This window comes from Ensifer sp. KUDG1, from assembly GCF_050434285.1.
Taxonomy (GTDB): domain Bacteria; phylum Pseudomonadota; class Alphaproteobacteria; order Rhizobiales; family Rhizobiaceae; genus Ensifer.
The window spans coordinates 1-2,427 of sequence record NZ_JBNDIG010000022.1; the positions used below are offsets into that span (position 1 = coordinate 1).

At 63.5% G+C, this 2,427-nt stretch carries 2 protein-coding genes; both read left to right on the forward strand.

All coding sequences use genetic code 11. From position 1 onward, the window contains the following. On the forward strand, window positions 1-1,177 hold a 1,177-nt coding region (locus tag M2267_RS29875), incomplete at its 5' end, for a glycine C-acetyltransferase (protein ID WP_429119464.1). A 243-nt stretch (window positions 1,178-1,420) separates the two neighbouring features. Beyond that, a partial coding sequence (gene tdh, locus M2267_RS29880) for an L-threonine 3-dehydrogenase (protein WP_429119465.1) occupies window positions 1,421-2,427 on the forward strand: 1,007 nt, incomplete at its 3' end.

Consider the following 2,427-nt stretch of genomic DNA (forward strand, 5'->3'; position numbering starts at 1 on the left):
CTTCCTGTCCCATCTCCGCAGCGAACTCGAGGGCCTGAAGACGGCCGGGTTGTACAAGTCGGAGCGTGTGATCACCTCGAAGCAGGCGGGTGAGATCAAGGTCGCCTCGGGCGAGCGGGTGCTCAACTTCTGCGCCAACAACTATCTCGGCCTTGCCGACAACGAGGAGCTGGCCGAGGCCGGCAAGCAGGCGCTCGACCGTTACGGCTACGGCATGGCCTCGGTGCGCTTCATCTGCGGCACGCAGGAGGAGCATAAAGCACTCGAGGCCCGGATTTCGTCGTTCCTCGGCCTGGAAGACACGATCCTCTATTCGTCGTGTTTCGACGCCAATGGCGGCCTGTTCGAAACGCTCTTGGGCGAAGAGGACGCGATCATCTCCGACGCGCTCAACCATGCCTCGATCATCGACGGCGTGCGGCTGTCGAAGGCCAAGCGCTTCCGTTATGCCAACAACGACATGGCAGCCCTTGAAGAGGAACTGAAGAAGGCGGAGGGCAGCCGCTTCAAGCTGATCGCCACCGACGGCGTCTTCTCGATGGATGGCATCATCGCCAATCTCGGAGGCGTCTGCGATCTCGCCGACAAGTACGGCGCCATGGTCATGGTCGACGACAGCCATGCGGTCGGCTTCGTCGGGAAGAACGGTCGTGGCTCGGCCGAGCATTGCGGCGTCGAAGGCCGGATCGACATCATCACCGGCACGCTCGGCAAGGCGCTTGGCGGTGCCTCCGGTGGCTACACCTCGGCCAAGGCGGAGGTGGTCGACTGGCTGCGCCAGCGCTCGCGTCCCTATCTGTTCTCCAACACGCTGGCGCCGGTGATTGCCGCGGCATCGCTGAAAGTGTTCGACCTGATCGACAACGGCGATGCGCTTCGCGAACGGCTCTATGCCAATGCCAGCCTCTTCCGCACCGAGATGTCGAAGCTTGGCTTCACGCTCGCCGGCGAAGGTCATCCGATCATCCCGGTCATGCTCGGCGACGCCGCCCTTGCCCAGGAGATGGCGGCACGCATGCTGAAGAAGGGCGTCTACGTCATCGGCTTCTCCTTCCCAGTGGTGCCGAAGGGCCAGGCGCGCATTCGCACGCAGATGTCGGCGGCCCACAGCGAAGCGGACGTCCGGCGGGCGATTGCCGCCTTCGAAGAGGTCGGTCGCGAGTTGGGCGTGATCTGAGGGAAAGAGTTCGCTCGATCTGAAAGAAGCCCCTCACCCTAACCCTCTCCCCGCAGGCGGGGAGAGGGGACGTGCCCGCCGGAGGCCTTGGAGGGCTTGGCGGAAGCGCAGTCCTGAAAGAGGAGTGGTGAGGGTGCGGCATATCCCTTCTCCCCGCGCGCGGGGAGAAGGTGGCGGCAGCCGGATGAGGGGCTTCCCTCAACGCGCAGCGCCGAAACGGCAGATGATTTTGGAGGCAGTCAAATGACGAACATGATGAAGGCGCTGGTGAAGTCGAAGGCCGAAGTGGGCTTGTGGATGGAACGCGTGCCGGTGCCGGAAATCGGCCCGAACGACGTGCTGATCAAGGTGAAGAAATCGGCGATCTGCGGCACCGACGTGCACATCTGGAACTGGGACCAGTGGGCGCAGAAGACCATTCCGGTGCCGATGGTCGTCGGTCACGAGTTCATGGGCGAGATCGCCGAGGTGGGATCTGCCGTCACCAAGTACCATGTCGGCGAACGGGTCTCGGGCGAGGGCCACATCGTCTGCGGCAAGTGCCGCAACTGCCGCGCCGGGCGCGGACATCTTTGCCGCAACACGCTCGGCGTCGGCGTCAACCGGCCGGGCTCGTTCGGCGAGTTCGTCTGCCTGCCGGAATATAACGTCGTGCCGATCCCCGAAGACGTGCCCGACGAGGTCGCGGCGATCTTCGATCCGTTCGGCAATGCGGTGCACACAGCCCTTTCCTTCGATCTCGTCGGCGAGGACGTGCTTGTGACCGGCGCCGGCCCGATCGGCATCATGGGGGCGATGGTCGCCAAGCGTTCGGGCGCGCGCAAGGTTGTCATCACCGACATCAACCCGACGCGGCTCGCGCTCGCAAAGAGCGTCGGCATCGATCATGTCGTCGATGCCTCGAAGGAGAACCTTGCCGATGTGATGAAGGCGATCGGCATGACCGAAGGTTTTGACGTCGGGCTGGAAATGTCGGGGGCGGCCCCCGCCTTCCGCGACATGATCGACAAGATGAACAATGGCGGCAAGATCGCCATTCTTGGCATTGCGCCGGCTGGATTCGAGATCGACTGGAACAAGGTGATCTTCAAGATGCTCAACCTCAAGGGCATCTACGGCCGCGAGATGTTCGAGACCTGGTACAAGATGATCGCCTTCGTGCAGGGCGGCCTCGACCTTGCCCCGGTCATCACCCACCGCATCACCATCGACGAGTTCCGCGACGGCTTCGAAGCGATGCGCTCCGGCAA